Source organism: Micromonospora sp. S4605, from assembly GCF_003176715.1.
GTDB lineage: Bacteria > Actinomycetota > Actinomycetes > Mycobacteriales > Micromonosporaceae > Micromonospora > Micromonospora echinaurantiaca.
The window spans coordinates 1-6,951 of record NZ_QGSW01000231.1; the positions used below are offsets into that span (position 1 = coordinate 1).

Consider the following 6,951-nt stretch of genomic DNA (forward strand, 5'->3'; position numbering starts at 1 on the left):
ACGGCGGGCCACACCCAAACCGCACCCACCCACCCACCGCAACCCGACCCCGACGCAAGGATCAAGCCCGACCGCCCAAAAGCCCGTCCACGGCAGGCCACACCAACGGCGCGACCGAACCCCGGCATCGGAGCCGGCCCAGAGCCGGCGATACCGCCCCAAGCCCGCACGGTCGGGACTAACCTCGGATGGGAGCCAGTCGTGCCGGGCGCGACGCCTGCGGAGGTGATGCCGGATGGCCGCAGCCGCCGACGCAGCGGTGCTGGTCGGCGTCGGCTCCGAACGCAACTACCCGGCGGTTCGGCTGGCCGCGCAGGAGGCCGCCGCGCACGAGCGGCAACTGCATCTGCTGCACGCGTTCAACTGGACCGCCGCGTTCGAGGCGCCGACGGTGGCCGAGCCCCGCGCCCACGCCGAGGAGCTGCTCGCCGAGGCCCGCCGGATCGCCGCCGAGGTCGCGCCGGATCTGCCGGTGCAGGAGGAGATCGCGGAGGGGCCGGCGGTGGGTGTGCTGGCCCGCCGCTCGGACTGGGCGTTCCTGCTCGTGGTGGGCGACGGTGGGATGGCGGCCTGCGCCGACTGCGTACCGGCCGACGCGCCGGCCGTGCAGTTGGCCGCGCGGGCCAGCTGCCCCGTGCTGGTGGCCCGCCGGGAGCCGCCACCACAGGGGCCGGTGCTGGTCGGCGTGGACGGGACCGCCAGCTCGCGGGCCGCCCTGGAGTGGGCGTTCGACTGCGCCGCCCGGCGGGCGGCCCGCCTGCTGGCGGTACGGGTGGTCGAGCCGGGCGAGACCACCGAGGACACGACCGACCAGCTGGAAGCGGAGGTGGCCCGGTACGCGCACCGCCACCCCGCCGTGCCGGTCGAGTGCCATGCGATCCGTGGCGACCCGGGCACCGTCCTGGTCGACCAGTCGCGCTCGGCCCAGCTGGCCATCGTCGCGGCTCGGGGCGACGAGCCGGCCCGGGGCATGCTCGGCGCGGTGAGCCAGTCGATGCTCTACCACTCACCGGCGCCGGTGATCGTGATCCGGGGGCTGACCGGGATTCCGATGGACGGGGCGTAGCGCCCGGCCGGCGCGGGACCAACGGCCCTGAGCCGGACCGGCACGGTCGGCGAAGCTGGGATCGGCCCGGATGGATCCGCGCCGTGAAGATGCAGGATTCCCCTACCCGCGAGAGGCTCAGGCAGTATGGACACCGCTCTCGACCTGCACGGCCCCCTGACCGAAGACGAGCTGCGCCGGCTGGACGCCTACTGGCGGGCGGCGAACTACCTCACCGTGGGGCAGATCTACCTGCTGGACAATCCACTGCTGCGCGATCCGTTGACGCCGGAGCACGTCAAGCCGCGGCTGTTGGGCCACTGGGGCACGTCGCCGGGGTTGAACCTGCTCTACGCCCACCTGAACCGGGTGATCGTCAACCGTGACCTGTCCGCCATGTTCATCACCGGGCCCGGCCACGGCGGGCCGGCGATCGTGGCGAACACCTGGCTGGAGGGCACCTGGAGCGAGAAGTACCACGGCACCGGCCGCGACGAGGCGGGCATGGCGCGGCTGTTCCGCCAGTTCTCCTTCCCCGGCGGCATCCCCAGCCACGTGGCCGCGGAGGTGCCGGGTTCGATCCACGAGGGCGGCGAGCTGGGGTACGCGCTGAGCCACGCCTACGGCGCCGCGTTCGACCACCCGGACCTGCTGGTGGCCTGCGTGATCGGCGACGGCGAGGCGGAGACCGGCCCGCTGGCCGGCAGTTGGCTCTCCAACGTCTTCCTCAACCCGGCCCGCGACGGCGCGGTGCTGCCCATCCTGCACCTGAACGGCTACAAGATCGCCAACCCCACGGTGCTGGACCGGATCCCCGCCGACGACCTGCTGGAGATGATGCGCGGCTTCGGGTACCAGCCGTACGTGGTGGCCGGTGACGAGCCGGCGCGGGTGCACCAGGCGCTCGCCGCCACCCTGGACCGGGCGCTGGACGAGATCGCCGCGATCCAGCGCGCCGCCCGCTCCGGCGGCGCCGTCGAGCGCCCGCGCTGGCCGATGATCATCCTGCGTACGCCGAAGGGCTGGACCGGCCCACGGGACGTGGACGGCAAGCAGGTGGAGGGCACCTACCGCTCGCACCAGGTGCCGCTGTCCGAGGTGCGCAAGAACCCGGACCACCTGGCCGGGTTGGAGCGCTGGCTGCGCAGCTACCGGCCGGAGGAGCTCTTCGACGCCACCGGCGCCCCGGTCGCCGAGCTCGCCGACCTGCCGCCGAAGGGCGACCGGCGGATGAGCGCCAACCCGGTCACCAATGGCGGGATGGTGCTACGCGAGCTGAACCTGCCGGACTTCCGCGACTACGCCGTGGACGTGCCCCGGCCGGGTGCGACGGTCGCCGGGGCCGCCGGCGCGCTGGGGCCGTGGATCCGGGACGTGATCGCCGCCAACCCGGAGACGTTCCGGCTCTTCGGCCCGGACGAGGTCGCCTCGAACCGGCTCGGTGCCGCGTTCGAGGTCACCGACCGGGCCTGGGTGGCCGGCACGGTGCCGGGCGACGACCACCTCTCCCCCGACGGCCGGGTGATGGAGGTGCTCTCCGAGCACCTGTGCCAGGGCTGGCTGGAGGGCTACCTGCTGACCGGCCGGCACGGCATCTTCACCAGCTACGAGGCGTTCATCCACATCGTCGACTCGATGGTCAACCAGCACGCCAAGTGGCTGAAGGTGACCCGGGGCATCCCCTGGCGGCAGCCGGTGGCCTCGCTGAACTACCTGCTCTCCAGCCACGTGTGGCGGCAGGACCACAACGGCTTCTCGCACCAGGACCCGGGCTTCATCGACCACGTGATGAACAAGAAGGCCGAGGTGGTGCGGGTCTACCTGCCGCCGGACGGGAACACCCTGCTCTCCACCATGGACCACTGCCTGCGCAGTCGGCACTACATCAACGTGGTGGTGGCCGGCAAGCAACCCGCCCCGAACTGGCTGTCGATGGACGAGGCGATCCAGCACGCCCGGCGCGGCATCGGCATCTGGGACTGGGCCAGCACCGACCAGGGCAGCGAGCCGGACGTGGTGCTCGCCTGCGCCGGGGACGTGCCGACGCTGGAGACCCTCGCCGCCGCGGACCTGCTGCACCGGCACCTGCCGGAGCTGAAGGTACGGGTGGTCAACGTGGTGGACCTGATGCGGCTCCAGCCGCCCTCGGAGCACCCGCACGGCCTGTCCGACAAGGAGTTCGACACGATCTTCACGCAGAGCCGGCCGGTCATCTTCGCGTACCACGGCTACCCGTGGCTGATCCACCGGCTCACCTACCGGCGTACCAACCACGACAACCTGCACGTGCGCGGCTACAAGGAGGAGGGCACCACCACCACGCCGTTCGACATGGTGATGCTCAACGACCTCGACCGGTTCCACCTGGTCATCGACGTCATCGACCGGGTGCCGGGGCTGGCCGCGCGGGCCGCGCACCTGCGTCAGGAGATGGTCGACGCCCGCCAGTCCTGCCGCGACTACACCCGCCGCTACGGCGAGGACGACCCGCGGGTGGCGGAGTGGCGCTGGATCCGGGAGACCGAGCCGGGCCTGCGGGGCGAGCAGTGAGCGCGCGGGCGGTGGTCGCGCACCGTGGCCCGGGCGCGGCGGACGGCTGGACCCGATGAGCGGCGCCGAGATCCTGGTCGGCTACGACGGCTCCGCCGAGGCCGCGCGGGCGCTGGAGTGGGCGCTGGACGAGGCCGGCCGCAGCGGCCGCCCGGTCCGGCTGGCGTACGTCTACGAGTGGCTCACCGTGGCCGGCTGGCTCGGCCCCGGCATCGCCCCCGGCGTCTGGCCGGACGAGACGGCCCGGCGGCAGGTCGAGGACCTGGTGCGCAAGGCGACGGCGGACGCCGCCGCGACGAGCCCGGGCGTGACCGTGCACGGCGAGGTGTTCGACGGGCCACCCGCGCTGGTGCTGGAGGAACGGTCGGCGCGGGCCGGCCTGCTGGTGCTCGGCAGCCGCGGGCACGGCGGCTTCACCGGGCTGCTCGCCGGATCGACCGCGGTGGCCGTCGCCGGCCATGCGCACTGCCCGGTGGTGGTGGTCCGCGGTGAACCCGGCCGGCCGGCCGGCCACATCGCGGTGGGCGTGGACGGCTCGGAGTTCTCGCTGGTGGCGCTCGGTTTCGCGGTCGAGCAGGCGGCGGCCCGGCAGGTGCCGCTGCACGTGCTGCGGGCCGCGCACCCGCCCGCCGGCCAGCGGTCTCCGTCCGGCCCGGAGGAACGGGAGGCGGCGGCCACCGACCGGGCCGAGCTGGAGGAGGCGCTGGCCCGTTGGCGGCCGGCCTTCCCCGACGTCGAGGTGACCATCGAGGTGGCGTCCGCCGCGCCGGCCGCCCTGCTGGTCCAGGCCAGCCGTAACGCTCAGCTGGTGGTGGTCGGCAGCCGCGGTCGCGGCGGGCTGCGCGGGATGCTGCTCGGTTCGGTCAGCCAGCAGCTGATCCAGCACGCCCACTGCCCGGTCGCGGTGGTCCGCGAGCGCTGAGCGGGCGGAGCGCGGACCCGCCCGCCCCGGGGCGGGCCGTACCGCCGTGGTCGCCACGCCGCCGGGCGGTGCCGGCCGCACCGGCCGGTGTGGCACCGTCCGGCGTCGCCGCCTCACCGCCCGGCGTCGGCGGGCGGGGCGAGCGAGAAGTAGTCCTCCTCTTCCTGCGCCAGGTGCAGCCGGAGCACGGCCTCCAGCCCGTAGAGCGTGGCGAGCAGGTCGGTCACCTGGTCGGCCCGGAGCCGCCCGTCGTCGGCGCCGGCCAGGTGCGCGCCGATCCGGTCCACCTGCCGCCGGATCTCCACGTGCGCCCGACTCATCGTGGCGGTCGCCTCCGCGCTGCCCAGCGGCCCGGCCAGCGCGGGATAGAGCTGCCGCTCCTCGGCGGCCTCGTGCGGCAGCACCTCGTCGGTGAGCCGGCGGTGCGCGGCGCGCAGCGCGGGTAGGCACTCCGGCGAGTCCGGGCGGGTGGCGACCAGGTCGGCGGTGTCCCGCAGCCCGGCCAGCACGTCCCGCATCGCGGCGTGCTCGCCGGCGTACCGGTCGAGCAGTTCCCGGGTGCCGGGCGCGACGTCGCGGCGGCGCAGGCCCCCGCCGAGGGCGCGCAGCGCGTTGACGATGACCAGCACGTCGATGCCCTCCTGGAGGAACGCGCCGGCGACCGGGGGCAGCCGGCCGGCCGCCGCGACCAGCATGGCGAGCACCGCCAGCCCCATCCCGACGGCGGCGCTCTGCACGGCGATCCGGCGGGCGTACCGGGCGATCTCCACCGCATCGGCCAGCCGGTCCAGCCGGTCCACGGTCAGCACCGCGTCGGCGACGTCGGCGGAGGCGGTCGCCCCGGTGGCTCCCATCGCCACGCCGACGTGCGCCTCGGCGAGCGCGGGAGCGTCGTTCACCCCGTCACCGACCATCACGGTGACCGCCCGGCCGGCCTCCGCCCGGACCCGGTCGACCTTCTCCCCGGGGGTGCACCGGGCCAGCACGTCGTCCACGCCGACCAGCTGGGCGACCTGCTCCGCGGTGCCCGGCCGGTCGCCGGTGACCATCACGATCCGGCGCAGGCCGGCCGCGCGGAGCCGGCGTACGGTGCGCCGGGCGTCGGGGCGTACCGGGTCCTCCAGCAGCACCGCGCCGAACGGGCCGGCCTCGTCACCGACCCAGACCACCGAGCTGCCGGCCAGTTCGGCCCGCTGGCGGGCCCGCTCGGCCCAGCCGGGCAGCTCGCCGCCGAACTGGCCGACCCGGACCAGGCGCCCGTCGACCCGGCCGGCGACGCCTCGACCGGGCTCCTCGGTCACCTCGGTCGGCTCGGTCAGCCGCAGGCCGCGCGCCCGGGCCTGGCCGACCAGGGCGGTGGCCAGCACGTGCGGCGACAGCTGCTCGACGGAGGCGGCCAGCCGCAGCACCTCGTCCCGGTCGACGCCGGGGCCGGCGACCGTCTCGGCGGCTCGCGGCCGGCCGGCGGTGAGCGTGCCGGTCTTGTCGACCAGCAGGGTGCGGGCCCGGCCGAGCAGTTCGAGCGAGCCGCCGTCGCGGACCAGCACGCCGCGCCGCGCGGTCCGGGACAGCCCGGAGACGATCGCGATCGGCGTGGCCAGCAGCAGCGGGCACGGGGTCGCCACCACCAGCACCGCCACCGCCCGGTCCAGCTCGCCGGAGAGCAGCCAGCCCAGGCCGGCCAGCGCGAGGGTGAACGGGACGAAGGCCGCCGCGTACCGGTCGGCGAGGCGGACCATCGGCGCCTTGCGGGCGGTCGCCTCCTCGGCCAGCCGGACGATCCCGGCGTACGTGCTGCCGGCCGCGCTGGTCGTCGCGCGCAGCCCGAAGCCGGCCCCGGCGTTGACCACGCCGCTGGCCACCGGCTCCCCGGCCGCCCGCTGGACCAGCCGGGACTCGCCGGTGACCACCGACTCGTCCAGCGTGGCGGCGGCCTCCAGCACGCCGTCGACACCGACCACGTCGCCGGGGCCGACCAGCAGCCGGTCCCCCGCCGCGATCCGGTCCACCGGCACCACCTCGATCCCGCCGTCCGCGGTGCGCCGCCGGGCGGTGCGCGGGGCGCGGGCGAGCAGCGCGCGCAGGTCGCGGGTCGCCCGCCGCTGGGCGTACGCCTCCAGCGACCGGCCGGTGACCAGCATCACCGCGATCACCGCGCCGGCGAGGTACTCGCCGACGCCGAGCGCGCCGGCCAGCGCCAGCACGGCGATCACGTCCACGCCGAACCGGCGGCGCCACAGGTCGCGCAGCACCGACCAGGCCGCCGGCAGCAGGGCGACCAGGGTCAGCGCGGCCCAGACCAGGTTCGCCGCGTCCCGCCGGCCGGCCAGCCAGAACCCGGCCCCGACCAGCACCACGGCGGTCGACCCGACCAGCGGCGCCCAGGTCGCCCAGCGCGCCGCGACCCGCCGCACCGGATGCTCCGGTACGCACT

At 75.5% G+C, this 6,951-nt stretch carries 4 protein-coding genes and 1 pseudogene; 3 read left to right on the forward strand and 2 right to left on the reverse strand.

Annotated features, from left to right (window positions below; genetic code table 11):
- The first annotated feature begins 235 nt into the window (after window positions 1-235).
- The 3 genes from DLJ47_RS19765 to DLJ47_RS19775 all read left to right on the forward strand — a co-directional run bounded on the left by DLJ47_RS19765 (window position 236) and on the right by DLJ47_RS19775 (window position 4,517).
- On the forward strand, window positions 236-1,066 hold the full coding sequence (locus DLJ47_RS19765) for a universal stress protein (RefSeq protein WP_109901482.1): 831 nt from the start codon (window positions 236-238) through the stop codon (window positions 1,064-1,066).
- A gap of 126 nt (window positions 1,067-1,192) precedes the next feature.
- Window positions 1,193-3,595, forward strand: a complete 2,403-nt coding sequence (locus DLJ47_RS19770; RefSeq protein ID WP_109901484.1) for a phosphoketolase family protein — start codon at window positions 1,193-1,195, stop codon at window positions 3,593-3,595.
- A gap of 55 nt (window positions 3,596-3,650) precedes the next feature.
- Window positions 3,651-4,517 carry a universal stress protein gene (locus tag DLJ47_RS19775; protein WP_109901486.1) on the forward strand — a complete coding sequence of 289 codons (867 nt, stop codon included), beginning with the start codon at window positions 3,651-3,653 and terminating at the stop codon, window positions 4,515-4,517.
- 113 nt (window positions 4,518-4,630) lie between these two features.
- Here the strand turns inward: DLJ47_RS19775 and DLJ47_RS36970 are convergent, their stop codons facing one another.
- Window positions 4,631-5,035, reverse strand: a complete 405-nt coding sequence (locus DLJ47_RS36970; protein ID WP_233257907.1) for a hemerythrin domain-containing protein — start codon at window positions 5,033-5,035, stop codon at window positions 4,631-4,633.
- A 72-nt stretch (window positions 5,036-5,107) separates the two neighbouring features.
- A pseudogene (locus DLJ47_RS19780) lies at window positions 5,108-6,951 on the reverse strand (heavy metal translocating P-type ATPase); the annotation flags it as partial.